At 55.4% G+C, this 22,209-nt stretch carries 26 protein-coding genes; 20 read left to right on the top strand and 6 right to left on the bottom strand.

What is annotated here, in order from left to right; genetic code table 11:
• Positions 1 to 87: 87 nt before the first annotated feature.
• The 15 genes from soxX to clpX all read left to right on the top strand — a co-directional run bounded on the left by soxX (position 88) and on the right by clpX (position 13,948).
• Complete coding sequence (soxX, locus tag Q1A43_RS15275; RefSeq protein WP_299936575.1) at positions 88 to 564, top strand: sulfur oxidation c-type cytochrome SoxX; 477 nt, start codon at positions 88 to 90, stop codon at positions 562 to 564.
• 22 nt (positions 565 to 586) lie between these two features.
• Entirely contained in the window at positions 587 to 1,006 is a 420-nt protein-coding gene (gene soxY / locus Q1A43_RS15270) for a thiosulfate oxidation carrier protein SoxY (protein WP_299928915.1), read from the top strand.
• Positions 1,007 to 1,087: 81 nt separating this feature from the next.
• Positions 1,088 to 1,417, top strand: coding sequence for a thiosulfate oxidation carrier complex protein SoxZ (gene soxZ, locus Q1A43_RS15265; protein WP_299928912.1), 330 nt, complete (start codon positions 1,088 to 1,090; stop codon positions 1,415 to 1,417).
• A 77-nt stretch (positions 1,418 to 1,494) separates the two neighbouring features.
• Complete coding sequence (soxA, locus tag Q1A43_RS15260; protein ID WP_299928909.1) at positions 1,495 to 2,352, top strand: sulfur oxidation c-type cytochrome SoxA; 858 nt, start codon at positions 1,495 to 1,497, stop codon at positions 2,350 to 2,352.
• Between the two features lie 105 nt (positions 2,353 to 2,457).
• A complete protein-coding gene (gene soxB, locus Q1A43_RS15255; RefSeq protein ID WP_299936573.1) occupies positions 2,458 to 4,155 on the top strand; it encodes a thiosulfohydrolase SoxB in 1,698 nt (565 codons plus the stop codon).
• Between the two features lie 90 nt (positions 4,156 to 4,245).
• Positions 4,246 to 5,523 carry a sulfite dehydrogenase gene (gene soxC, locus Q1A43_RS15250; RefSeq protein WP_299936570.1) on the top strand — a complete coding sequence of 426 codons (1,278 nt, stop codon included), beginning with the start codon at positions 4,246 to 4,248 and terminating at the stop codon, positions 5,521 to 5,523.
• Positions 5,507 to 6,571 carry a c-type cytochrome gene (locus Q1A43_RS15245; protein ID WP_299936568.1) on the top strand — a complete coding sequence of 355 codons (1,065 nt, stop codon included), beginning with the start codon at positions 5,507 to 5,509 and terminating at the stop codon, positions 6,569 to 6,571. Before soxC ends, Q1A43_RS15245 begins: the two co-directional genes overlap by 17 nt.
• A complete protein-coding gene (locus tag Q1A43_RS15240; RefSeq protein WP_299936565.1) occupies positions 6,571 to 7,281 on the top strand; it encodes a c-type cytochrome in 711 nt (236 codons plus the stop codon). Before Q1A43_RS15245 ends, Q1A43_RS15240 begins: the two co-directional genes overlap by 1 nt.
• Before the next feature lie 55 nt (positions 7,282 to 7,336).
• Positions 7,337 to 7,534: a hypothetical protein gene (locus Q1A43_RS15235; protein ID WP_299936561.1), complete on the top strand. Its 198-nt coding sequence runs from the start codon at positions 7,337 to 7,339 to the stop codon at positions 7,532 to 7,534.
• A 64-nt stretch (positions 7,535 to 7,598) separates the two neighbouring features.
• Complete coding sequence (locus tag Q1A43_RS15230; RefSeq protein ID WP_299936559.1) at positions 7,599 to 8,861, top strand: NAD(P)/FAD-dependent oxidoreductase; 1,263 nt, start codon at positions 7,599 to 7,601, stop codon at positions 8,859 to 8,861.
• A 117-nt stretch (positions 8,862 to 8,978) separates the two neighbouring features.
• A complete protein-coding gene (locus Q1A43_RS15225) occupies positions 8,979 to 10,013 on the top strand; it encodes a Gfo/Idh/MocA family oxidoreductase (RefSeq protein ID WP_299936556.1) in 1,035 nt (344 codons plus the stop codon).
• A gap of 66 nt (positions 10,014 to 10,079) precedes the next feature.
• Entirely contained in the window at positions 10,080 to 10,991 is a 912-nt protein-coding gene (locus Q1A43_RS15220; protein ID WP_299936553.1) for a cation diffusion facilitator family transporter, read from the top strand.
• Between the two features lie 70 nt (positions 10,992 to 11,061).
• On the top strand, positions 11,062 to 11,742 hold the full coding sequence (locus tag Q1A43_RS15215) for a methyltransferase (protein ID WP_299928884.1): 681 nt from the start codon (positions 11,062 to 11,064) through the stop codon (positions 11,740 to 11,742).
• A 139-nt stretch (positions 11,743 to 11,881) separates the two neighbouring features.
• Positions 11,882 to 12,511, top strand: coding sequence for an ATP-dependent Clp protease proteolytic subunit (locus tag Q1A43_RS15210; RefSeq protein ID WP_299928882.1), 630 nt, complete (start codon positions 11,882 to 11,884; stop codon positions 12,509 to 12,511).
• 177 nt (positions 12,512 to 12,688) lie between these two features.
• The gene (gene clpX, locus Q1A43_RS15205) at positions 12,689 to 13,948 is read left to right on the top strand and encodes an ATP-dependent Clp protease ATP-binding subunit ClpX (RefSeq protein ID WP_299928880.1); all 1,260 of its coding nucleotides are present in this window, start codon (positions 12,689 to 12,691) and stop codon (positions 13,946 to 13,948) included.
• Here clpX and Q1A43_RS15200 read toward each other — a convergent pair.
• Entirely contained in the window at positions 13,945 to 15,066 is a 1,122-nt protein-coding gene (locus Q1A43_RS15200; RefSeq protein ID WP_299936550.1) for a glycosyltransferase family 61 protein, read from the bottom strand. The two genes, clpX and Q1A43_RS15200, sit on opposite strands and share 4 nt — an antisense overlap.
• A 96-nt stretch (positions 15,067 to 15,162) precedes the next feature.
• Between Q1A43_RS15200 and Q1A43_RS15195 the strand changes: the two genes are divergently transcribed.
• The 4 genes from Q1A43_RS15195 (at position 15,163) to Q1A43_RS15180 (ending at position 16,840) form a co-directional block, all read left to right on the top strand.
• Positions 15,163 to 15,528 (top strand): Rid family hydrolase, encoded by a 366-nt coding sequence (locus Q1A43_RS15195; protein ID WP_299928877.1) that lies wholly within the window; start codon positions 15,163 to 15,165, stop codon positions 15,526 to 15,528.
• Positions 15,529 to 15,646: 118 nt separating this feature from the next.
• Positions 15,647 to 16,030 (top strand): NADH:ubiquinone oxidoreductase subunit NDUFA12, encoded by a 384-nt coding sequence (locus Q1A43_RS15190; RefSeq protein ID WP_299936547.1) that lies wholly within the window; start codon positions 15,647 to 15,649, stop codon positions 16,028 to 16,030.
• A 10-nt stretch (positions 16,031 to 16,040) separates the two neighbouring features.
• On the top strand, positions 16,041 to 16,487 hold the full coding sequence (gene mlaD / locus Q1A43_RS15185; RefSeq protein WP_299928873.1) for an outer membrane lipid asymmetry maintenance protein MlaD: 447 nt from the start codon (positions 16,041 to 16,043) through the stop codon (positions 16,485 to 16,487).
• Positions 16,484 to 16,840, top strand: coding sequence for a DUF2155 domain-containing protein (locus Q1A43_RS15180; protein WP_299928870.1), 357 nt, complete (start codon positions 16,484 to 16,486; stop codon positions 16,838 to 16,840). Before mlaD ends, Q1A43_RS15180 begins: the two co-directional genes overlap by 4 nt.
• Here Q1A43_RS15180 and aat read toward each other — a convergent pair.
• The 4 genes from aat to accB all read right to left on the bottom strand — a co-directional run bounded on the left by aat (position 16,804) and on the right by accB (position 19,811).
• The gene (aat, locus tag Q1A43_RS15175; protein WP_299936544.1) at positions 16,804 to 17,457 is read right to left on the bottom strand and encodes a leucyl/phenylalanyl-tRNA--protein transferase; all 654 of its coding nucleotides are present in this window, start codon (positions 17,455 to 17,457) and stop codon (positions 16,804 to 16,806) included. The genes Q1A43_RS15180 and aat overlap by 37 nt on opposite strands.
• Before the next feature lie 125 nt (positions 17,458 to 17,582).
• A complete protein-coding gene (locus Q1A43_RS15170; RefSeq protein ID WP_299936541.1) occupies positions 17,583 to 17,807 on the bottom strand; it encodes a hypothetical protein in 225 nt (74 codons plus the stop codon).
• Between the two features lie 139 nt (positions 17,808 to 17,946).
• A complete protein-coding gene (gene accC, locus Q1A43_RS15165; RefSeq protein WP_299928864.1) occupies positions 17,947 to 19,302 on the bottom strand; it encodes an acetyl-CoA carboxylase biotin carboxylase subunit in 1,356 nt (451 codons plus the stop codon).
• 11 nt (positions 19,303 to 19,313) lie between these two features.
• Positions 19,314 to 19,811 carry an acetyl-CoA carboxylase biotin carboxyl carrier protein gene (gene accB, locus Q1A43_RS15160; protein ID WP_299928861.1) on the bottom strand — a complete coding sequence of 166 codons (498 nt, stop codon included), beginning with the start codon at positions 19,809 to 19,811 and terminating at the stop codon, positions 19,314 to 19,316.
• Between the two features lie 158 nt (positions 19,812 to 19,969).
• Between accB and Q1A43_RS15155 the strand changes: the two genes are divergently transcribed.
• Positions 19,970 to 21,481 carry an AMP-binding protein gene (locus Q1A43_RS15155; RefSeq protein WP_299936538.1) on the top strand — a complete coding sequence of 504 codons (1,512 nt, stop codon included), beginning with the start codon at positions 19,970 to 19,972 and terminating at the stop codon, positions 21,479 to 21,481.
• Here the strand turns inward: Q1A43_RS15155 and Q1A43_RS15150 are convergent.
• The gene (locus tag Q1A43_RS15150; protein ID WP_299936535.1) at positions 21,427 to 21,924 is read right to left on the bottom strand and encodes a hypothetical protein; all 498 of its coding nucleotides are present in this window, start codon (positions 21,922 to 21,924) and stop codon (positions 21,427 to 21,429) included. The genes Q1A43_RS15155 and Q1A43_RS15150 overlap by 55 nt on opposite strands.
• Between the last annotated feature and the right edge of the window lie 285 nt (positions 21,925 to 22,209).

Raw genomic sequence — 22,209 nt, 5'->3', positions numbered from 1 at the left:
CATCAGCGAGCAATGACGAGAGTAGAAAGCCCCAGCGCGACGGGGCCGCGAGCAAGGCCGAAAGGCCAGCAAGCCTAGGGAGGGAACATGAGGCTTACAACACTAACAACAGCACTGGTGCTGGCAGCGGGGATGGCCGCAGCCGAGACCGTGCTACCAGCCGACGTGGCATATGGTGAAGAGGGCGTTGTTGAAATGTCCCTAACCGGCAAGCCCGGTGATGCCGAAAATGGCCGCTCTGTTTTTGGATCTAAATCCAAAGGCAATTGCGTGTCCTGCCATGCGGTTGAGCAACTGGCCGATGTGCCATTCCACGGCGAAGTTGGACCGGACCTGTCCTATACAGGTGAGGCCCGCAGCGAAGCGGAACTGCGCGGCATCGTGGCCAACGCCAAGATGACCTTTGAAGGCACGGTAATGCCCGCCTTTTACAAAACCAAAGGCTACATTCGCCCCGGTGACGCCTACACAGGCAAGGCCGGTGCTGAACCTTTGCCGCCGCTTTTGTCGGCTCAAGATATCGAAGATGTGGTCGCATTCCTGCTGACGCTCAAGGAAAGCTGACCTTAAACTAAGGAGACAGACGATGGAATTCACACGTCGCGAAACATTGGCCATGGGTGCCGGTGCAGCGCTGATGACCGTCCTGCCGCTGCGTGCAAGCGCATCCGCGTCGGACGATCTGATTGCCGAGTTCACAGGCGGGGCCGATATGGCCGATACTGGCCTTGAGCTGACTGCGCCTGAAATTGCGGAAAACGGCAATACCGTTCCGATCGCGGTATCCGCGCCCGGCGCAACCGCAATCATGGTTCTGGCCACAGGCAACCCGACGCCGCCGGTTGGTACATTCAACTTTGGCCCACTGGCTGCCAGCCAGTCCGCCTCGACCCGTATTCGCCTGGCCGGTACGCAAGATGTCGTTGCTGTTGCCAAAATGGCCGACGGCAGCTTTGCCCGCGCCTCCAAGACCGTCAAGGTCACCATCGGCGGCTGCGGCGGCTAAGCAGCGGAGCAATCCCAGCAAAAGTGGACTTCGGTTTTTTGCGGCTCGGGATTGCGACCAAAACGTTAGGAGAATTGAACAATGGCATCTGGTGTAAAACCCCGCGTCAAAGTCCCCAAAAAGGCCGCTGCTGGTGATGCAATCACCATCAAGACCCTGATTTCGCACAAAATGGAATCGGGTCAGCGCAAAGGCAAAGACGGCAACATCATTCCGCGCTCGATCATCAATCGCTTTACCTGCGATTTTAATGGTCAGAACGTCATTGATGTGACGCTTGAGCCTGCCATCTCGACCAACCCATATGTGGAATTCGAAGCCACCGTGCCCGAGGCCGGTGAATTCAAATTCACATGGTACGATGATGACGGCGACGTCTATGAGACCGCCAAGAAAATCGCCATCGGCTAAACGCTGGCTTCTTGTGCCCCGGATCGCGAACGCATGAAAATGCTTTTGGGGCACAGGTTCAAAGGGAGGGAAAATATATGAATTTCAAGGCACTGACGGCCCTAGCCCTAGTGGCAGGCCTTTCGGCACCTCTGGCCATAGCGGGCGGCGCAGACGATGACACAATGGTCATCAATGGCGACACCGAGCTGGTCACTAAAACCGCCGCTCCGGCCCATCTTGATGGTGCGCTGGACGAGCTGATTTCGGGCTGGCACTTTCGCTCGGATGAAACGCAATCACTTCAGCTGGACGACTTCGACAATCCGGGCATGATCTTTGTGGATCAGGCGATGGATCAGTGGAACGCCGCTGAGGGCAGCGAAGGCAAAGCCTGCGCAGACTGCCACAATGATCCTGCCGACTCGATGGCAGGTGTCAAAGCGACATACCCCAAGTGGAACGAAGAAGCTGGCGAAGTCCGCACTCTGCAGATGCAGATGAACGACTGCCGGGTGAACCAGATGGGGGCCGAGGCGTGGAAATACGACGCTGGTGCAGCCGTCAACATGGAAGCGATGCTGTCGTTCCATTCGCGTGGCATGCCAATGAATGTGGCCATTGACGGCCCTGCGGCCGATATGTGGGCACAGGGTAAAGAGCTGTACTATACACGTACCGGTCAGCTCGAGCTGAGCTGCGCCAATTGCCACGAAGACAACTATGGCAATTACATTCGTGCGGATCACCTGAGCCAAGGTCAGATCAACGGCTTCCCGGCCTATCGTCTGAAAAACGCCAAGCTGAACGGGGTGCATTCGCGCTTCAAAGGCTGTGTGCGTGATACGCGCGCCGAAACCTATAGCCCAGGTTCGGCCGAGTTTATCGCGTTGGAGCTCTATGTCTCCTCGCGTGCGAATGGTTTGGCCGTCGAAGGCCCCTCCGTCCGTAACTAATATTTTGCCCCGCATCGGTTGCCCGGTGCGGGGTTTTCTTTCCCTAAATCCATTCATTATCGTGAATGCGTTTGCGGTAACACCCTGAGATAGAAAGCACTCCCCATGATCTCTCGTCGCGATTTTTTGCAGGTTTCCATGGCAGCTACGGCCATGATGGGCGCGTCTGGCTATGGCACTTGGGCGCGCGCAGCCACGCAGCAAAGCCTGACTCAGGACCAGCTTTTGCAGTTCGACACCTTTGGAAATGTCTCGCTTATTCACGTCACGGACATTCATGCCCAGCTGATGCCGATCTATTTCCGCGAACCGTCGGTTAATATCGGGGTTGGTGGCAACAAAGGGGCCGTGCCGCATTTGACCGGAGCGGATTTCCGCAAAGCCTATGGCATCGAAGATGGGTCTCCCTCCCACTACGCGCTGTCATCGGGTGACTTTGAAGCTCTGGCCAAAGGCTATGGCAAGGTTGGTGGCCTTGATCGTGTGTCGACCGTGGTGAATGCCATTCGCGCCGACCGCCCGGATGCGATTTTGCTGGATGGTGGGGATACATGGCACGGGTCCTACACCTGCTTTCACACCGAAGGGCAAGACATGGTGAACTCCATGAACGTCCTGAAACCCGACGCGATGACATTCCACTGGGAATTTACCCTCGGTTCCGAGCGTGTGAATGAAATCGTCGAAGGGTTGCCCTTTGCCGCACTGGGTCAAAACATCTTTGACTCCGAGTGGGATGAACCGGCTGAGCTGTTCAAACCCTACAAGTTCTTTGAGCGTGGCGGCGTTAAGGTTGCCGTGATCGGTCAGGCCTTCCCCTATATGCCGATCGCCAACCCGCGTTGGATGTTCCCGGAATACAGCTTTGGTATTCGCGATGAAAACATGCAGGCCATGGTGGATGAAGTCCGCAGCATGGGCGCGGAATGCGTTGTGTGCCTGTCGCACAATGGCTTTGACGTCGACAAGCAGATGGCGACCAAAGTCACCGGGATCGACGTGATCCTGTCAGGTCACACCCATGACGCGTTGCCCGAACCGGTGCTGGTCGGCGAAACCATCGTTGTGGCTTCTGGCTCAAACGGCAAATTCGTCAGCCGCGTCGATCTGGATATCCGCGACGGCCGGATGATGGGCTATCGCCACAAGCTTATCCCGATTTTCTCGGATGTGATCACGCCTGATCCGGTGATGACCAAGGTTATCGAAGAGCAGCGCGCGCCGTACAAAGACCAGCTGAGCGAAGTCATCGGCCAGACCGATAGCACGCTCTATCGTCGTGGGAATTTCAACGGCTCTTGGGATGACCTGATTTGTAACGCGTTGATCGAAGAGCGTGAGGCCGACATCGCCATGTCGCCCGGCGTGCGCTGGGGGCCATCATTGCTTCCTGGTGATGATATCACCCGCGAAGACATCTGGAACGTCACCTCGATGAGCTACGGCGAGGCTTATCGCTCTGAAATGACCGGGGAGTTCATCAAGGTGATCCTTGAGGACGTGGCCGACAACATCTTTAACCCCGACCCTTATTACCAACAGGGTGGGGACATGGTGCGTATCGGTGGCATGGCCTACCGTTGTGACGTGACCAAGCCACAGGGCGAGCGGATTTCCGAAATGACCCTGTTGAAAACCGGCGAAGCCGTTGATCCGGCGAAAAACTACGTTGTTGCCGGCTGGGCAAGCGTCAACGAAGGCACCGAAGGGCCACAGATTTGGGACGTGGTCGAAAGCCACATCCGCAAACAGGGCACCATCAAACTTGATCCTAATAACTCTGTCACGGTGGTGGGCGCATAAGCGCCCGCCCTCGCGGCACGTTTTGGCGGCAAATTTTTTTCGCCAAATCATTCACATAGATGAATTCGATGATCCGAAAGGAGACACACAATGGCAGATAAACCCAACACGGGTCCCTCACGCCGCCAGTTCCTGACCAGCGCCGCAGCGCTTGGGGCCGGGGCGGTTGCCGGTGGGGCAAGTGCAGGCACACCCGATCCACTTATCACCGAAGTTCAGGAATGGGCGAGCGGTTTGGGCGACGGCGTAGACGCCGCACCATACGGCGCACCGATCCAGTTTGAGGGCGACGTGATCCGCCGCAACGTGGAATGGCTAACCGCCGATACCATCAGTTCGATCAACTTTACGCCGATCCACGCGTTGGATGGGACAATCACCCCACAGGGTTGCGCGTTTGAGCGTCATCACTCGGGTGCGATTGAGCTAAAAAAAGAAGATTACCGGTTGATGATCAACGGCTTGGTCGACAACCCACTGGTCTTTACCTACGAAGACCTTGAGCGTTTCCCACGTCAGAACCACACCTATTTCCTTGAATGCGCCGCAAACACCGGCATGGAATGGGCCGGTGCTCAGCTAAATGGCGCGCAGTTCACCCATGGCATGATCCACAACATGGAGTATTCCGGCGTCACTTTGCGGACGCTGCTGGAAGAAGCCGGTTTGGACGCTGCGGGCGATCTCAAAGACAAATGGGTGTATGTTGAGGGCGCGGATGCGTCGTCGAACGGCCGCTCGATCCCGATGGAAAAAGCCTTGGACGATTGCTTGATCGCCTTCAAAGCCAACGGCGAGGCGCTTCGTAAAGAGCATGGTTATCCTGTACGACTTGTTGTGCCCGGTTGGGAAGGCAACATGTGGGTCAAATGGATTCGCCGTATTGAGGTCATGGATGGCCCGATCGAAAGCCGCGAAGAGACTTCGAAATACACCGATGTTCTTGAGGACGGGACCGCGCGCAAATGGACATGGGTCATGGATGCGAAATCCATCGTCACCTCACCAAGCCCGCAGTCGCCCATCAAACACGGCCACGGCCCGTTGGTTATCACCGGTTTGGCATGGTCCGGTCACGGCAAGATCACCCGCGTTGATGTCTCCAAAGATGGCGGCAAAACATGGGAAACCGCCCGTCTTGGCAAAGAAGGTGAAGACAAAGCCCTTACGCGCTTCTATCTCGACACCGAATGGAACGGCGAGGAAATGTTCCTGCAATCGCGCGCCATTGACGAGACCGGTTATGTTCAGCCGACCAAGGCCCAGCTGCGCGAAGTACGTGGATTGAACTCAATCTATCACAACAACTGTATCCAGACCTGGTGGGTGAAAGCCGATGGGGAGGCAGAGAATGTCGAAGTTTCTTAATCTGACGGCGGTTGCGCTGTTTCTTGCTACACCAGCGTTGGCCGAAAAACATGGGCTTGGCCGCACCGCTTTGCCCGAAGAAATCGCGGCATGGGATATTGATGTTAGCCCCGATGGCACGGGTCTTCCGGATGGGTCGGGCAATGCCCTTGATGGCGAAGAAATCTTTGCCGACAATTGCGCGAGCTGCCACGGTGATTTTGCCGAAGGCGTTGATAATTGGCCGAAATTGGCCGGTGGTGACGGAACTTTGGCAGATGAAGATCCGTTGAAAACGGTTGGGTCCTATTGGCCCTACCTGTCGACCACATTTGACTATGTGAATCGCTCGATGCCCTTTGGTGCCGCGCAGACGCTAGAGCCAAATGACGTCTATGCCATTGTCGCCTATATCCTCTATTCAAATGATTTGATCGACGAGGAATTCGAGCTGTCCAAAGAAACCTTCTTGGACGTCGAAATGCCCAATGCCGGTGGTTTCATTCTCGATGATCGGGCCGAAACCGAATACACCAAATGGCGCACCGAGCCGTGCATGGAGAACTGTAAGGACAGCGTGGAAATCACCATGCGCGCCTCGGTTTTGGATGTAACGCCTGAGGAAGAGGGGGCGGAAGACGCGCCCAAAGAAGCCATGGCAGCCCCTGAACCCGCCCCAGAACCCGCCGTTGAGCCAGCGCCAGAAGCCGCTCCGGAACCAGCACCAGAGCCGGAACCCGTTGTGGTTGCCCTTGATGCCGATCTGGTCGCCGCGGGCGCAAAGGTCTTTAAAAAGTGCAAAGCCTGCCACCAGGTTGGCGAGAGCGCCAAGCACAAAACCGGGCCAATTTTGAACGGTATCTTCGGGGCCGAGGTCGGTGTTCAGGATGGTTTCAAGTATTCCAAAGTCATGAAAGGCCATGGCGGAACTTGGGACGAGGAAACCTTGACCGCGTTTTTGACCAAGCCCAAGAAATACATGAAGGGCACCAAAATGTCCTTTAACGGCTTGAAGAAAGACAAGGATATCCTTGCCATGATCGAGTATCTTAAATCGGTGTCGCAGTGATGCGCGGCTGGTTGATGATATCGACCCTCGCGTTGGCCCCTTTGGGGGCCGCGCAGGCTGAGGAGGCGGGTGAAGCGTTAGGAGACGCAGAACGCGGCGAACGGCTCTATCGGTCTTGTATCGGCTGCCACCAAGTTGGTGAAGGCGCTGAGCATAAAGAAGGCCCAAGCCTCAACGATTTGTTTGGCCGTCGCGCTGGCAGCATGGAGGGGTTTGAGTATTCCAAGGGGCTGAAACGCGCCTATTCCGATGGGATGGATTGGACGTTTGACCGGTTGGATGTGTATATCCAAAACCCGAAGTCCTTGGTGTCAGACACCAATATGGATTTTCGAGGCGTCAAAAAGGTGGAGGATCGCCACGACATTCTGGCCTATCTGCGCACCTTTTCCGCTAGCCCACAGGACATTCCGGAATCCGAACCAACCGCGCTTGCCTATAACGTTGAGCTAAGCCCCGAAACGCTCGCCATTGTTGGTGATGCGGATTACGGCGAATATCTCGCGTCGGAATGCATCACCTGCCATCAGGCAGATGGGGATGATGACGGCATTCCGGGCATTTCGCATTGGTACGAAGAAGACTTCGTGATCGCCATGCATGCCTACAAGCAAAAGCTGCGTCCACATCCGGTGATGCAGATGATGGCGGGTCGCCTCAGCGATGAAGAGATCGCGGCGTTGGCAACCTATTTCGCCAACATCGAGTGATAGGGAGGGGTCGGGTATTCCGCAATTGTTCAGCATAGTCAAAAGCATCACACTGGTGTCACAGGATACGGTTATTGTCCTGTCATTCCTTGTATTAGCCGGGCGTAATCGTCTGGCACTTTTGATCGGAGCTTTTGCAGATGTCCTTTCCGGCCCGCATTATCGCTTTGGGAACGGTATTGGCGCTGGCAGCGGCCCTCGGGCTATTGCCACTCTGACCACCCAAGAATTTCAAACCAATTTCACCCCGTAGCCCTTGGGCAGCGGGGTTTTTGCATGCGGTGACGCATGTACATGACAACAAGGAGGAGACAGACATGACATTGAACAGACGCGCCTTTATCGGCACTTCAATTGCGGCATCGGCGACATTGAGCGCCCCAATGGTACGCGCCATGGGCAAGCCACGCGTCGTGGTGATTGGTGGTGGGGCAGGCGGGGCCACGGCTGCGCGCTATATCGCCAAGGATAGCAAGGGCGAGATCGACGTCACCCTGATCGAACCGACGCGCACTTATTACACCTGCTTCTTCTCAAACCTCTATATTGGGGGCTTCCGCGAGCTGTCCTCGATCGGTCACACTTATGGCACGCTGGCCGCTGAATATGGCATCAACGTTGTGCATGACTGGGCCACTGGTGTGGACCGCGATGCCAAGACCGTTGCGCTGGCGGGCGGCGGTTCGGTGCCCTATGACAAGCTGATCATCAGCCCTGGCATTGATTTTGTCGACGGTGCTGTGCCCGGTTGGTCTACGGCGGCACAAGGCAAGATGCCCCACGCCTACAAAGCCGGGACGCAAAGTGAATTGCTCAAGCGCCAAATCATGGCGATGCCCGAGGGCGGCACCTATGTGATGGTTGCGCCGCCCAACCCGTTCCGTTGCCCTCCCGGTCCTTATGAGCGGATTTCGATGGTGGCGCATTACCTCAAGGCCAACAACCCAACCGCCAAGATCATCATCGCCGACCCCAAGCCCAAATTCTCCAAACAGGCGCTGTTTGAGGAAGGCTGGGCCAATCACTATGACGGTATGATCGAACGGGTCGGGCCTGATTTCGGCGGCGAAAACGTCTCGGTCAACCCGGACACAATGGAAGTCGACATTGATGGTGAAGTCGTCAAAGCCGACGTCTGTAACGTCATTCCGGCGCAAAAGGCGGGCTTGATCTGTGAAGCTGCGGGCCTGACCGATGGCAACTGGGCTCCTGTTTCAGCGCATAGCATGCAAAGTAAGCTGGACGAAAACATCCATGTCTTGGGTGACGCATCAGCACAGGGTGACATGCCAAAATCCGGCTTCTCGGCCAACAGCCAAGCCAAAGTTGCCGCCATGGCGGTGCGTGGTGCCTTGACCGGGTCAAAGGTCTTCCCGGCCAAGTTCTCCAACACCTGCTGGTCATTGATCAACACCGATGACGGGATCAAGGTTGGTGCCTCCTATCAGGCCACAGATGAGAAAATCGCCAAAGTGGACGGATTTATTTCGGCCACCGGAGAAGATGCCGAGCTGCGTCAACGCACCTATGAGGAAAGCGTTGGTTGGTACGCGGGCATTACGTCGGACATGTTTGGGTAAATCCAGGGGCGACTGTTCGACGTTCAAGGGGGTGCGGAAACGCGCCCCCTTTTTGTTGCCTAAACGCTTGTCATATTTGTAAAAATTTGTTTTACCGTTTGGCAGGCGGAGGACACAATGAACACGACTTCTTCATCGCGGCGGATTGGTGTTGCCCTGATCGGCGCGGGCATGATTGCGCAAACCCATATCGAGGCTTTGTCTGCGGCAAAGTCGGGGCTTCAACTAAAGGCAATTTTGTCCCGAACACCGGACATGGCGCGTTACCTCAATGCCTATTACGATGGCCCGTCGCCGGTGTTCACCTCGGATTTGGCACAGATCACCAATGACCCAACGATTGATTTCGTTATCGTCGCAACGCCGCCCAGTGTGCGTATCGATTTGATCACAACACTGGCGCAGGCTGGTAAACACATTTTGTTGGAAAAACCGGTTGCTCGCACCTTGGCCGAAGCCAAAGAAGTTGTGCAAATTTGCCAAAATGCGGGTGTGACGCTTGGGGTGTTGTTTCAATTCCGCAAACGCGCACCGTCTTTGATGGCGCATCGCATCCTTGCCAAGGGGCGACTTGGCCGTTTGGGACATGTGGAGATTTCCGTGCCGCTCTGGCGCTCGCAAGCCTATTACGATGAGCTGGGCCGGGGCACCTATGCCCGTGATGGCGGCGGGGTGTTGTTAACCCAAGCCATCCACACCCTCGATTTGGCGCTAAGCTTTACCGGTCCGGTTGCCTCTGTTCAGGCCATGACCGCAACAACCCCGTTGCACGACATGGAGGCCGAAGATTTCGCCGCCGCCGGATTGCGTTTTGCCAATGGGGCCGTTGGATCGCTGACCGCCAGCACCGCGACCTACCCGCATGGTTTGGAATCCCTGACGCTGCATTACGAACACGGGTCGATGCGGATCGACAAAGACCGGTTGGATCTGCATTGGCGCAACGGGGCGGTCGAACATTTTCCACCGCCTGGCTATGCCAAACCCGAAAAACATGAATGGCATCAGGCCGTGATCGAAGATTTCGCCAAGGCCATCGCCACGGGAACGCCCCCCATGGTGTCTGGCACGGCGGCGTTGGGCGTACATCACCTGATTGATGCCATTGAAACCTCATCGCGTCTCGGGCAGGTTGTTACCTGTCCGGTGTGACTGAAATCCCTTTGGGGGCAGATGGTTAGATCGGCAAATACCCTTAATCACAATGGGTTTTCTGTTATGCCACACGATCACCACCATCATCATGTTGACCCGGACGCTGGGGATGGAAAGCTTGCTTTGGCCGTTGTCGTCAATGTTGGCCTGACCATTGCACAGATCATTGGTGGGATTTTGTCCGGCAGCCTCGCGATGATTGCGGATGCGCTGCACAATTTCTCGGATGCGGCCAGTTTGGTGATCGCGGTTTGGGCCCGAAAAATTGCCCGCCGTCCCGCTGATGCGGCAATGACATTTGGCTACGGGCGTGCCGAGGTTGTGGCCGCCTTGATCAATCTGACGACTTTGATCGTTTTGGGGCTCTATCTGATCTACGAAGCGATCATGCGGTTTTTTGAACCGCAAGAGGTCATCGGTTGGATGATTATCGTTGTCGCTAGCATTGCGCTCTTTGTTGATCTTGTCACTGCGCTTCTGACATGGCGCATGGCCAAAGATAGCGTCAATATTCGCGCCGCGTTTCTCCACAATGTCGCGGATGCGCTTGGGTCGGTCGCGGTTATTTTTGCCGGTTTGGTCATTATGGCCACTGGCTGGAATTGGGTCGATCCTTTGGTCACGCTTGGCATTGCTGGCTATATTCTATGGATGGCGTGGGGCGAAATCGGCGGTGTGGTGCGTATCCTGATGCAGGGCACGCCGCCGGAACAGGATGTCGAAGCCATTATGGCCACTGCTGAATCCGTTGCCGGGGTGCAAGGCCTGCATCACGTGCATTTCTGGATGATGGAAGAACATCGGGCGGCTTTGACCGCCCATATGGTTCTTGATGCCGGTGCCTGGTCGCATGCCGACGGTATCAAGGCCGCCGTAAAAACCCTGTTGGACCACAAGCACGGATTGACCCATGTGACCCTCGAAATGGAATGTGATGCCCACCAATGCCGGGGTGAACCTCGGATCGGTCATTGATGAGTGATTGCCTAGACAGACCGCTATCGATTGGTGTCTGTTAAAGCGATCCACATCACGTGAGGCCAACATGACACCTGCCACGACCAAGACGTTCTTCGAAGGGCAAGGGCTCCATTTTTTCTGCCTCTCGCTGCTGCTGGCGCTGCTTTTTGTGGCCAGTCACATGCCGGGTTTTGGCGACGGCACTTTCCTAGGTCTGAGCACCTGCACTTGGGTGGAGTTGGCGGTCGCAAATGCGGTGATCCATCAGGTTTATGTCTGGCTGTGCTGGCGCCTCGAACTGGATGGCCAAAACTTGACGCGGTTTTTGGGCCGCAATGCATTTCGCTTTTATCAGGTCGGATTTGCCGTTCTGATCCTCTTGCGGCCGGTGCTCGCTTTTGCGGTTGGCTGGTCAAATCGTGGCACCCTTCCGCTTTCACCGTGGGTTGGGGGCGGTATCGCCCTACTGCTCTGTTTTCCTGCGGCTTATCTGTTTTATAGCGTGCGCACCTATTTCGGGATCGAACGCGCTTTTGGTATCGACCATTTTGATGCGTCCTATCGTGACAAGCCTTTGGTTCGAAAGGGGATTTTCACTTGGACACCCAACGCCATGTATGTGTTCGGTTTTTTCATTCTTTGGGTGCCGGCATTTTTGTTTCAATCTGTCGCGGCGTTCTGGCTGGCGGCATTCAGCCACCTATATATTTGGGTGCACTACTATTGTACCGAAAAGCCAGATATGCGGCGGATTTACGGGTCGTAACCCCGATCTATGAGGGCACAATTATCAGTTGAAACGCTTTTCTCCTGCCATCCCCTTGCAGCCCCCAATGCCCAGCACTAAGACTCTATCAACACCTAGGCTTTAGGCAGTATCCAAAGATCAAGCAGGCGGGACCGTGATGAAAGATCCTTTAGACGTATATATGAACACCCTTGTTCCCATGGTTGTCGAACAGACAAGCCGCGGTGAACGGGCCTATGACATCTTTTCGCGCCTGTTAAAGGAGCGGATCATTTTTCTAAACGGTCCTGTGCATGATGGCATGTCGTCGCTGATCGTGGCCCAACTGTTGCACCTTGAGGCGGAAAATCCGTCCAAGGAAATCAGCATGTATATCAACTCCCCCGGTGGCGTTGTGACCTCGGGCCTGTCGATTTACGACACAATGCAATATATCCGTCCCAAGGTGTCGACCCTTGTGATTGGTCAGGCGGCGTCGATGGGGTCGCTTTTGCTCACCGCCGGTGAAAAGGACATGCGTTTCTCGCTGCCCAACTCCCGCGTTATGGTTCACCAGCCCTCTGGTGGCTATCAGGGGCAGGCGACGGACATCATGATCCACGCCGAAGAAACGCTGAAACTGAAAAAACGTTTGAACGAAATCTACGTTCACCACACTGGCCGCACCTATGAAGAGGTGGAGCAAGGTTTGGAGCGAGATAACTTCATGTCGCCAGAAGAGGCGAAAGACTGGGGTCTGATTGACGAAATCGTGACCTCGCGCGCCAAAGACGGCGACGACGAATAAGAAACGGGCATCCCGGCCTTTGCTCACCAAATGGGTAAAGGTCGGGATGATTTTCCGATTGTCGCGCCGTGAAGCCTGTCCTAAGCTGGCAGGAACGTGGTGATTGGCGCGAAGTGGGGGTGCCTTTGGTTACCCGCAAAGTGAATAAACCGGGACGTTGACCGGGAAAGGTGCAATATGGCGACGAATTCAGGCAGTGACAGCAAGAACACCCTCTATTGCAGCTTTTGCGGCAAGAGCCAGCATGAGGTGCGCAAGCTGATCGCAGGCCCTACGGTCTTTATCTGCGACGAATGCGTCGAACTGTGTATGGACATCATCCGTGAGGAAACCAAAGGCGCTGGCCTGAAATCCTCCGAAGGGGTGCCAACACCGCAAGAAATCTGTGAAGTTCTAGATGATTACGTCATTGGTCAGGCCAAGGCGAAACGCGTTCTGTCGGTGGCTGTGCACAACCACTACAAGCGTTTGAACCATTCGCAGAAATCATCGGATATTGAGTTGGCAAAATCCAACATCTTGCTGATTGGCCCAACGGGCTGCGGTAAAACATTGCTGGCGCAGACATTGGCACGCATCCTTGATGTGCCCTTTACCATGGCCGATGCGACGACACTGACCGAAGCGGGTTATGTGGGCGAAGATGTTGAAAACATCATCCTCAAGCTCTTGCAGGCGTCGGAATACAATGTTGAACGTGCGCAGCGCGGCATCGTCTATATCGACGAAGTTGATAAAATTACGCGTAAATCGGAAAACCCATCCATCACCCGCGACGTCTCGGGCGAAGGGGTTCAGCAGGCCTTGCTGAAGCTGATGGAGGGCACCGTTGCCTCTGTTCCACCACAGGGTGGGCGTAAGCATCCACAGCAGGAATTCTTGCAGGTTGATACAACCAACATCCTGTTCATCTGCGGTGGCGCTTTTGCGGGGCTTGATCGGATCATCGCCCAACGTGGCAAAGGCTCAGCCATGGGCTTTGGTGCGGATGTGCGTGACAATGATGACCGCGGCGTTGGTGAAATCTTTCAAGATCTGGAACCAGAAGACTTGTTGAAGTTCGGTTTGATCCCGGAATTCGTTGGCCGTTTGCCGGTGATTGCAACCCTCGAAGATCTCGATGAAGACGCGCTTGTTACCATTCTCAGCGAACCAAAGAACGCATTGGTTAAGCAGTACCAGCGCTTGTTTGAGATGGAAGACGCGCAGCTAACCTTTACCGAAGATGCTCTTAGCGCGATTGCCAAAAAGGCGATTCAGCGGAAAACCGGTGCCCGTGGTCTACGTTCCATTCTCGAAGGCATCTTGCTGGACACTATGTTTGAGCTGCCTGGGATGGAAGACGTCTCCGAGGTCGTCGTCAATGATGAGGCGGTCAATTCTGAGGCCAAACCATTGATGGTACATGCCGAGAAAGAAAAAGAAGAAGCCAGCTAAACCGGCTGATCTTCTGAAATTGCGAGGGCGAGCGGCACATCGCTCGCCTTTTTCTTTGCGACTTCCATCTCTTCAGGGCTTGGGTCGGCCCAAGTTGGGCCACTCACAAACCCGGCATCAGCCAAAGCCCTATGCGCAGCAGCGAAATCTAACTCGCTGAGCCACAACCGTGCGACGGTTTCATTTTCCGGAACCCAGCTGCGATGCAGTGTGTTTACAAGAACCGGCTCGATTGCTGCAAAGCTTCGGGCGTGTCTGAGGATGAACCCGGTGGCTTGCGACACCCGTCGTGCGACCACGGCCAGTTTTTGATGCTCCCGCGCGACCATGGCAAACAAGTGGATCGCGGACCCTTCGGAAGCAACAACTTGCTTGGCTGCTTTGTATCGCGCAATTTGGGTCGGTAAATCATGAGCTTGTGGGTGGAAAACCTCATATCCCTGATCCGCCAATAGATCGTCTAGATGGTCTTCACATAAAATTTTGCCACGTCCTCGACCAAGGCGGGACCGGCTAATGTAGAGCTTCTCTGGCCCGTCCGGGCTGATGTTGCGGGCAAAGTGATTACGGAAATAAGCACGGGCATGATCCGTGCCTTCGATGATTTGCCCAAGCCCAAATCCTTGGCCCGGAACATATAGTTTTTCAACTTGTAGCGGACGATCGGCCTGATAAACGCGGCTCACACCAGCCATGCCAAAAAAGTCGAGGTGAAAGGGTTCAGGTTTGTATCCGGCACCAGGGCTTTTGGGGATAAACAGCACGCCATCGATTTTCTCGGGCAAGCCGGGTATCGGCCAAAGCCTCCCACTGCTTTCCACTAAGAAATGTCCAAAGTGGCGAAACAAAACACCGCCCCAAAGCCACGTGCCCGGCAACTGGGCCACGGGCCCTTCGGGTTTGTCGGGAAGTGTGGTCAGCGGCCTCGCTTTTCGCCAATGCGCACCTTGGGCGCAGAACGACCCATTTTCACGCAAGATTCCAGCGCGCTGAACAAATTTTCTCTCAGCCGGAGGTACAACGATTGGGTTGCGCAAGACTTCGACACGACGTGACCACCCTTCGTTTGGATCAGGGCGGCGAAAAGGTTTGTTCGAGATGTGCGTGTTCTGAGACATTTCAAATCCGGGACGTGATGTAAAACACCGTGGCATTTTGCCGATCAATAGGGCAAGCATGTGCCTAATCTTAGGTCAATTCAGGGTAGTGAAACCATGAGCATCCGGCGCATTTCCTCAGGTGGAGAATTCGAAGCGAAGGTCGGCTATTGCCGCGCTGTTGTGGCAGGCGGGTTTGTACATGTTGCGGGTACAGTTGGGCAGGGCGACGATGTGGTTGCGCAATGCACATCGGCGCTTGGCATTATCGGCAATGCTTTGGCCGAAGCCGGGGTAAGCTTTTCTGAGGTGGTTCGGGTCAATTACTACCTTCCGGATCGTCATGAATTCCCACAGTGTTTCGACATTCTGGCCGCGACCTTTGGTGAAAACCCACCGGCGGCGACGATGATTGAGTGCGGTCTGATTGACCCGAAATACCGGATCGAAATTGAAGTTACGGCTCTCGCTGCCGAGACGTGACGAATTTTCGGCGAAAATCCGTGCGTATTGGGCCGGTTTACCACCCTGCGGCAGCGGGAACACTGGACCTTTGCCCCGGATTTCGCCATATAGGCGACAAGAGAGACAGGAGTCGTCCATGAGCATTCTCAGCAAGATCTTGCGCGTCGTGACATGGTGGAACGGTGGTACGCTGACAACCGTTCTTTATACGCGTCGCAACGGCGTCAAAGTGGGCGAGGATGATCAGGGCAACGTCTATTACGAATCCCGTGATGGCAAAAAACGCTGGGTGATGTTCAATGGTGAGGTCGAAGCTTCGCGCGTCAGCCCAGATTGGCACGGCTGGCTGCACCATACATTTGATGAACGTCCCGGTGACAAAGAACTGACCCACAAGTCTTGGGAAAAGCCGCATCAGGAAAACGTGACAGGGTCTGCTTTGGCCTATGCACCGACCGGGTCGCTACGTGCATCTGATCCAGCGGATCGTCGTGATTATGAGGCCTGGAGCCCGGAATAAGGAGCTCAGAATGAGCCATTCGGCAACTGAAGTAGTAGTAGGCGGCGGCGTTTTGGCCGCCGCTTTGGCATTTGGCCTCTATGCGGTGCAAAGCACGGGCATGACGCTTGGCAGTGCCGGATATGAATTGCGCGCCTCGTTCCGCTCACTTGAAGGGATTAGCGTCGGCACGGATGTGCGATTGGCAGGGGTCAAAGTCGGGACTGTTTCCGGCATTGTCTTGAACACCGAAACCTATCGCGCCGATACGGTTGTGACCATCAACGGTGACATCGAAATTCCCGACGACAGCGCGATTGTCATCGCATCCGAAGGATTGTTGGGGGGCAATTTTGTCGAAATTTCCCCCGGTGGCTCACCGTTCTATTTCGCGGCGGGTGATGAGGTTCTGGATACGCAGGGTGCGGTTAGCTTGCTGACTTTGTTGTTGAAATATGTGGGTGGTGGGGACGAATGAAATACCTAGCAGTCGCCTTAACGCTTTGTGCGGCCCCGGTGTTTGCACAGGAATCCGTGAACACTGGTGCGGGCGCGGTTCTGCGCGCCTTGGACAAGCTTAACGCCAAAGTCTCGGACATTCAGCTGCTGAACGGCGAGCGGGCTACGATGGGGTTAATCGAAGTCACGCTAAATGAATGTCGATACCCCAAGGGTAACCCATCGGGCGACGCTTATGCCTTTGTGACGATCCGGGAGGCCGGCGTTGCCGAACCGGTTTATCGTGGCTGGATGGTGGCGTCTTCGCCGGCGCTTAACCCGCTTGACCACCCTCGTTATGACGTTTGGGTTATGCGCTGCACAACGTCCTGACCGGATGCTGCTAGCGGCTGAGACTGAATATCCGCTTCCCCCTGAAGCGCTTGTTTCAGTTTAGCCCGATAGGTGTCACGGGGTATTTCAACGGCACCCAAACTCGCAAGGTGCGGGGTTAGAAACTGTGTATCAAAGAGAACAAAACCACAGCGGCTAAGCAAATCCACCAGCCAGGCCAAGGCAATTTTTGAGCCATCGCGCCGGGTTGAAAACATGGATTCTCCACAAAAAGCCCGACCAACGCAAACACCATAAACGCCACCGGCCAGTTGATCGCCCATCCAGACCTCAAGCGAATGGGCAAACCCCATAGCATTCAACTCTGTATATAGCGTGCGAATTTCGGTGCTGATCCAAGTTTCCTGACGATCGGCGCATCCATCCAGTACCGCGCCGAAGTCGCGGTTGAGAGTAACAGTGTAGTCATCTTGGCGCAGCCGTTTGGCCAGAGATCGACTGATGTGAAACTCATCCAATGGAAAAATTCCGCGCATACGTGGTTCGACCCAGAACAGTTCAGGGTCATTGCGATGTTCTGCCATTGGGAAAACACCCGCACAATAGGCCTGCAAAAGGAGGTCTGCGGTGACAGGTTGAGAAGGTGTGGAGGTCATAAAAACGCTAAATGCAGCATGCGGTCGGATCAGGGTAATCAGAATGTAGGCATGCGTGCAAGGTGCGAAAACGCAAATGGCGAACCCATTGGCCCGCCATTCGAAAACCCAGACTAGGGATATCCTTAGCGCGTACCGGAGCTTGAATCCGATACCGCGACGATCAAAGCCAAGCCGACGCCAGCCAAAACAGCCATCGCAGCCGGGTCCAAACCAGACCCTGGCGCTGATGAGCTCGCCGCAGCGAGAAATGCGTCATCATCATCGTCGTCTGTTGATTGTGCGAAGGCAGGCGCGGCGGTAGCAGCACTCAATGCGAAAGCAGTTGTTAATGCGACCAGCGTTTTCATCGTGATCTCCTACTAAAAAATCTTAAATTCAATTAGAATTATACCCGATATTAACTTCGACCCAAAGTCAAAAAAGGAAGTTGGGTTCGTATCGGCGAAAAAAAGTGAGCCGGCTTAAAAAACTGGCTCACTGGGGATTCTATTGGCGATCCAAGCCGCCGGCTTCCAACCATTTCTCCAACCAGTGGATATTGTAATCCCCTGTATGGATGTCCTTTTCCTGCAAAAGCGCGTGGAAAAGAGGCACAGTGGTTTCGACACCATCGATAATCAGTTCGCCCAAGGCACGGTTCAAACGCGCCAGCGCTTCGGGGCGATCTCGTCCGTGTACAATCAGTTTGCCGATCAAACTGTCGTAATAGGGCGGGATTTTGTAGCCGTCATAAAGTGCCGAATCAACGCGCACCCCAAGGCCGCCAGGGGCATGGTACTGGGTGATTTGACCAGGACAGGGCACAAAATTTGGCAGGCGTTCTGCGTTCAATCGAACTTCAATCGAGTGGCCGTTGATCTTGAGATCTTCCTGTTTGAAGGACAGCGGCATGCCAGCGGCGACGCGGATCTGTTCGCGCACCAAATCCACGCCGAAAATGTTCTCGGTCACTGGATGTTCGACCTGCAAACGCGTGTTCATTTCGATGAAATAGAACTCGCCCTTTTCGTACAGGAATTCGATGGTTCCGGCACCGGCATAGCCAATGCGCGCCACGGCATCAGCACAGGTTTTACCGATTTTCGCGCGCTCCTCGGGGCTAATACAGGGGCCGGGGGCCTCTTCAAAGACCTTCTGGTGGCGACGTTGGAGCGAGCAGTCGCGCTCTCCCAAATGCACCGCGTTGCCCTGACCATCGCCAAACACCTGAATTTCGATATGGCGCGGCGTGGTCAGATACTTTTCAATATAGACCTCGTCGTTGCCAAAGTTTGACTTGGCTTCGGAACGCGCCGTTGGAAAGGCCGATTTCATCTCTTCGGCGCTATTGGCCACCTTCATGCCGCGTCCACCACCACCGGCGGTGGCTTTGACGATAACGGGGTAGCCAAACTCTTCGCCGATTTTTAGCGCGGCATCCAAATCAGGAACGCCACCATCGGAACCGGGCACACAAGGAACGCCGAGGTCCTTCATTGTGTCCTTGGCGGTGATCTTGTCGCCCATCATGTTGATGTGTTCAGCTGTAGGGCCGATGAATTTCAGGTCGTGGTCTTCGACGATCTGCACAAAACGGGCGTTTTCCGACAGGAACCCATAGCCCGGATGGATCGCTTGCGCGCCGGTGACTTCACAGGCGGCAATGATCGACGGGATCGACAAATAGCTATCGGTGCCCGGCGCAGGGCCAACACAGATGCTTTCATCGGCCATACGCACATGCATGGCGTCGGCGTCAGCTGTTGAATGAACGGCAACCGATTGGATGCCCATTTCGCGACAAGCGCGGACAACGCGCAGCGCAATTTCGCCCCGGTTGGCGATTAAAATTTTATCAAACATGCGATGCGTCCTTATTCAAGGATGATCAGAGGAGCACCGAATTCCACCGGCGCGCCGTCTTCAACCAAGATGCGCTTAACGGTGCCTGCACGTGGCGCAGGGATGTGGTTCATGGTTTTCATGGCCTCGACGATCAACAACGTGTCGCCTTCTTTGACCTGTGCGCCGACGCTGATAAAGGCGGGCGAACCGGGCTCGGCTTGCATATAAACCGTGCCGACCATGGGGGATGTCACCGCGCCGGGGTGGCTCGCAGGGTCTTCGGGCATCTCAGCGGCAGGTGCGGGCGCAGCAGCAGGTGCCGCAGCTACCGGAGCGGCCGCCGGAGCAGCAGCCATTGGCGCGGCAGCGGTCATGGTGATCTGCTGCTGACGGCTGACGCGAACGTTCAGGCTGTCATCTTCGCCGTATTCGCGCATGACCTCCAGTTCGGTTAGGTCATTTTCCTGCAGAAGCTCTGCCAAAGCCTTGATAAAGGCTACATCCGAGTCGTGGTTTTTCTTACTCATGCGTTCCTCGCCCATTCCCGAATGACGTGACGGTATTTTCCGCAACGTCGGTTGCCCGCTTATAGGCCAAGCTATCGGCGGTGAAAAGCAAAGCTGACATGGGATTGCACTCCTTTTGCTTCAAGGTTTTAATCGCAAAGAATTATCGGGGGAATGGAATGAATATTGCGCAGTGGCTGGCGAGAACCGCCCAAATCACCCCGGATCGTCCCGCTTTGCACCTTGGGACACAGGTTTTGGCAAATTACGGAGCCTTTCATGAGGCCGCATTGCGCATCGCGGCGGGATTAATCGCACAGGGAGTCGCTCCGGGTGACCGAGTTGCGTTGTTCATGAAAAACGTTCCCGACTACCTAATTGCCGAATATGGCGCGTGGTATGCGGGGGCGGCGATTGTGCCGATCAATGGCAAACTACACCCCCGCGAAGCCGCCTGGATCATTGAAAACGCCGGTGCGAAACTTGGCTTTGCGACGCCTGATCTTGCTGTTGTTCTTGCAGAGCACACATCGGCCAAAGTGATTGAAATCGGCTCCGACCCTTGGCAGTCCCTACTGGCAACTCCCCCCGCCGATCAGATCATTTTTCGCGCGCCCGATGATCTGGCTTGGCTGTTTTACACATCCGGCACAACTGGGCGGCCCAAAGGGGTCAAGATGACCCACCGCATGCTGATGACCATGTCAGATTGCTATCAAAGCGACTGTGATTTGGTACGAGCAGAAGATTCGATCCTGTATTCCGCCCCAATCAGCCACGGGGCTGGCATCTATAATATGATGCATATGCGCGCCGGGGCGCGGCATGTCTTTCCCCCGTCCGGTGGTTTCGACGAAGGTGAGGTCCTTGATCTGGCCGCTCATTTCGGCAGCGCCCATATGTTCATGGCCCCAACCATGGTCCAACGTCTGACCCGCTACGCCAAGACCTTGGGTCGCGACGGCAATGGGTTACGCACCATCGTTTATGCCGGGGGGCCGATGTACAACGCCGATATCATCGAAGCGGTCGATCACTTTGGCCCGGTTTTTGCACAGATTTACGGGCAGGGGGAATGCCCGATGGGCATCACTGCGCTGTCCCGTCATGACGTAACGGACCGGAGCCATCCACGCTGGCGTGAACGGCTCGGCTCGGTCGGACGGGCGCAATCCTCGGTCGAGGTGCGGATTGCAGATGACGAGGGGCGCGACCTTCCGAATGGCGAGGTCGGTGAAATTTTGGTGCGCGGTGACATTGTCATGCCTGGCTATTGGCAAAACCCGGAAGCAAGCGCAAAAACGTTGGTCGATGGTTGGCTTTGGACCGGTGACATGGGGGCGATGGATGTTGATGGGTACGTCACCCTCAAAGATCGCTCGCGCGACATGATCATATCCGGCGGCACCAATATCTATCCGCGCGAAGTCGAAGAAGCGTTGTTAGAGCATCCCGATGTCGCCGAAGTTGCGGTTTTGGGTCGGGCCCATCCGGAATGGGGCGAAGATGTCGTTGCGTTTGTCGTGACAAACACGGATGTAGACGCGGCAGCGCTGGATGCTCACTGCCTCGCCCGGATTGCCCGCTTCAAGCGGCCAAAGGCGTATTTCTTTGTCTCTGACTTGCCGAAAAACAATTACGGCAAAGTGCTCAAGACCTCATTGCGCGAAAAGCTGGCCGCCTCTTCGTAGGCGGGTAGAGTTGGTTGCGCCATAGGCAAGGGCCTGTCTTCTGACAATTCGACAGGTTTACCTGTTGGGCGGGTTTCAGGCGACGTTTGAGTGGCCTTTTCAACCTCCACAGCGTCCTCTGTTGGATGCTCCGGTGATGTGACCTCAAATGCAGGCGGGGCCGTAGCTTCCATTTCCTGCGCCTGCTCATCCAGCATTTGGCTGATTTTCAGCTGCATGATTGTGGGCGGGGCGATGTGATCATCGGGGATCGGCTCACCGTTGACTGCTTTCCAAAAATTGCCCGGCGTCTGGCCGCGAGTCAACGCAGCATCAGGATTTCGGGCTTGGTCCAATGGCTGAACCTTGGTCGTTGGTTTCTCTTGGCGCTTCGCTCCGGGAAGGCCATGGGGGTGTCCCGTGGCCAGCGGCGCAATCCACAAGGAAGGGCCTGTGAGTTGCATATTTCTACTCCATCCAGTGCGCCCCCACCGGATTAGGTTATCATATCATGACCAATATCGCAGCTAGGTGCCTTGAATTGAAGGTATTTTCCTACTGAATGGTTAATCCGGCCTTTGGATACAGGCACAAAAAAGGCGGGGAAAGCCCCGCCTTTTTCATAGGTATGAAACCCAAGTTTACTTGTTCATACGGTTTTCAATCAGATCCTCCACCACGCTTGGATCTGCGAGTGTTGATGTGTCGCCAAGGCTACCGTAGTCGTTTTCGGCGATTTTGCGCAGGAT

Source organism: uncultured Pelagimonas sp. (assembly GCF_947498515.1).
Taxonomy (GTDB): domain Bacteria; phylum Pseudomonadota; class Alphaproteobacteria; order Rhodobacterales; family Rhodobacteraceae; genus Pelagimonas.
The sequence above is the reverse complement of the archived record's forward strand: the minus strand, read 5'-3'. Positions and strand labels throughout refer to the sequence as shown.

Coding starts and splice junctions, on each gene's coding strand:
- soxX (WP_299936575.1), top strand. CDS start 88: ATGAGGCTTACAACACTAACAACAGCACTGGTGCTGGCAGCGGGGATG.
- Q1A43_RS15230 (WP_299936559.1), top strand. CDS start 7,599: ATGACATTGAACAGACGCGCCTTTATCGGCACTTCAATTGCGGCATCG.
- Q1A43_RS15180 (WP_299928870.1), top strand. CDS start 16,484: ATGAAATACCTAGCAGTCGCCTTAACGCTTTGTGCGGCCCCGGTGTTT.
- Q1A43_RS15200 (WP_299936550.1), bottom strand. CDS start 15,066: ATGTCTCAGAACACGCACATCTCGAACAAACCTTTTCGCCGCCCTGAT.
- soxB (WP_299936573.1), top strand. CDS start 2,458: ATGATCTCTCGTCGCGATTTTTTGCAGGTTTCCATGGCAGCTACGGCC.
- Q1A43_RS15240 (WP_299936565.1), top strand. CDS start 6,571: ATGCGCGGCTGGTTGATGATATCGACCCTCGCGTTGGCCCCTTTGGGG.
- Q1A43_RS15210 (WP_299928882.1), top strand. CDS start 11,882: ATGAAAGATCCTTTAGACGTATATATGAACACCCTTGTTCCCATGGTT.
- soxA (WP_299928909.1), top strand. CDS start 1,495: ATGAATTTCAAGGCACTGACGGCCCTAGCCCTAGTGGCAGGCCTTTCG.
- soxC (WP_299936570.1), top strand. CDS start 4,246: ATGGCAGATAAACCCAACACGGGTCCCTCACGCCGCCAGTTCCTGACC.
- Q1A43_RS15225 (WP_299936556.1), top strand. CDS start 8,979: ATGAACACGACTTCTTCATCGCGGCGGATTGGTGTTGCCCTGATCGGC.
- Q1A43_RS15245 (WP_299936568.1), top strand. CDS start 5,507: ATGTCGAAGTTTCTTAATCTGACGGCGGTTGCGCTGTTTCTTGCTACA.
- Q1A43_RS15220 (WP_299936553.1), top strand. CDS start 10,080: ATGCCACACGATCACCACCATCATCATGTTGACCCGGACGCTGGGGAT.
- Q1A43_RS15190 (WP_299936547.1), top strand. CDS start 15,647: ATGAGCATTCTCAGCAAGATCTTGCGCGTCGTGACATGGTGGAACGGT.
- aat (WP_299936544.1), bottom strand. CDS start 17,457: ATGACCTCCACACCTTCTCAACCTGTCACCGCAGACCTCCTTTTGCAG.
- Q1A43_RS15170 (WP_299936541.1), bottom strand. CDS start 17,807: ATGAAAACGCTGGTCGCATTAACAACTGCTTTCGCATTGAGTGCTGCT.
- mlaD (WP_299928873.1), top strand. CDS start 16,041: ATGAGCCATTCGGCAACTGAAGTAGTAGTAGGCGGCGGCGTTTTGGCC.
- accC (WP_299928864.1), bottom strand. CDS start 19,302: ATGTTTGATAAAATTTTAATCGCCAACCGGGGCGAAATTGCGCTGCGC.
- Q1A43_RS15215 (WP_299928884.1), top strand. CDS start 11,062: ATGACACCTGCCACGACCAAGACGTTCTTCGAAGGGCAAGGGCTCCAT.
- accB (WP_299928861.1), bottom strand. CDS start 19,811: ATGAGTAAGAAAAACCACGACTCGGATGTAGCCTTTATCAAGGCTTTG.
- Q1A43_RS15155 (WP_299936538.1), top strand. CDS start 19,970: ATGAATATTGCGCAGTGGCTGGCGAGAACCGCCCAAATCACCCCGGAT.
- clpX (WP_299928880.1), top strand. CDS start 12,689: ATGGCGACGAATTCAGGCAGTGACAGCAAGAACACCCTCTATTGCAGC.
- Q1A43_RS15150 (WP_299936535.1), bottom strand. CDS start 21,924: ATGCAACTCACAGGCCCTTCCTTGTGGATTGCGCCGCTGGCCACGGGA.
- soxY (WP_299928915.1), top strand. CDS start 587: ATGGAATTCACACGTCGCGAAACATTGGCCATGGGTGCCGGTGCAGCG.
- Q1A43_RS15195 (WP_299928877.1), top strand. CDS start 15,163: ATGAGCATCCGGCGCATTTCCTCAGGTGGAGAATTCGAAGCGAAGGTC.
- soxZ (WP_299928912.1), top strand. CDS start 1,088: ATGGCATCTGGTGTAAAACCCCGCGTCAAAGTCCCCAAAAAGGCCGCT.